This is a genomic window from Actinomadura sp. 7K507, from assembly GCF_004348425.1.
Classification (GTDB): Bacteria; Actinomycetota; Actinomycetes; order Streptosporangiales; family Streptosporangiaceae; genus Spirillospora.
This window is the reverse complement of record NZ_SMKK01000532.1, coordinates 1-1,171: the sequence shown is the minus strand read 5'-3', so window position 1 is coordinate 1,171 and position 1,171 is coordinate 1. Positions and strand designations below refer to the sequence as shown.

Sequence of the window (1,171 nt, the reverse complement as noted above, 5' to 3'; positions counted from 1 at the left end):
GCGGCCGGGCCGGTGGTCAGGGGGCGTGTGGTGACGGTGGTGACGGTGGCCACCGGTGCCCCGGTGGTGTCGGTGATGTGCAGGGTCTGCGGGTCGGGGAGATGGACGCGCAGCGCGGTCGCGCCGGTGGCGTGCAACCCGATGCCGCTCCAGCTGAACGGCACCGCCACCCCCAGACCCGAGCCGGAGCCGCTGCCGCTGGTGCCGGTGTCGGTGCTGTCGGTGTCGGTGCCGCTGTCGGTGCTGCCGGTGTTGGTGTCGGTGTTGGTGTTGGTGTGTAGGAAGGCTGTGTGTAGTGCGGCGTCCAGCAGTGCGGGGTGGATGCCGTACCCGCCCACTTCCAGGCCGGTGACCGCGATCTCGGCGAAGACCTCCCCGCCGCGCCGCCAGGCCGTCTGCAGGCCCTGGAAGGACGGGCCGTAGGCGAGTCCCTGATCGGCCAGCCGATCGTAGAACTCCGCCACCGGCACCGCGACGGCCCCCTCGGGCGGCCACACCCCCGCACCGGCCCGCACCTGGACAGCGTTGAGACCCACCGTCCCGGTCGCATGCACCGTCCACAGTGACTCGGCGCTGCCCTCGGGACGGGAATGGACCTCCACCGCACGGTGACCGGCCTCGTCCGGCCCGGCCACGGTGACCTGGATCGCGGCGCCCTGATCAGGCGACAGCACCAGCGGATGGTGCAAGGTGAGTTCCTCGATCGTGGGACAGCCGACCTGATCACCGGCGAACAACGCCAGTTCCACGAACGCGGTGCCGGGCAGCAGCACCGTTCCGGTGACGGTGTGGTCGGCCAGCCAGGGATGAGCGTCCAACGACAAGCGCCCGGTCCAAGCCACACCATCGCTGCCGGGCAGCGCCACCATCGCCGCCAGCAACGGATGATCGGCGTTCTGCTGCCCCGCCGCTGCCGGATCAGCCGGGACAGCGACCGAATCAAGCCAGAACCGCTGCCGCTGGAAGGCGTAGGTCGGCAGGTCGACCCGCCGGGCACCGGGGAACAGCGCCGCCCAGTCAACCGGAACACCGCGGGTGTACAGCTCCCCGACCGCCGACAGCAGTTGGCGGGGCTGGTCGCGGTCACGGCGCTGGACGGCTATGAACTCCGCCTCGTCGCCGGGGTCGGCGGTGGCGGTCAGCGCGGCGTCGGGTCCGATTTCCAGGAAGG

Annotated in this window: 1 protein-coding gene; it reads right to left on the bottom strand. The window is 71.5% G+C overall.

The genetic code is table 11. The features are described 5' to 3' along the window. Positions 1-1,171 (bottom strand): polyketide synthase dehydratase domain-containing protein (locus E1285_RS45095; RefSeq protein WP_207947319.1); only part of this gene is annotated, 1,171 nt, incomplete at both ends.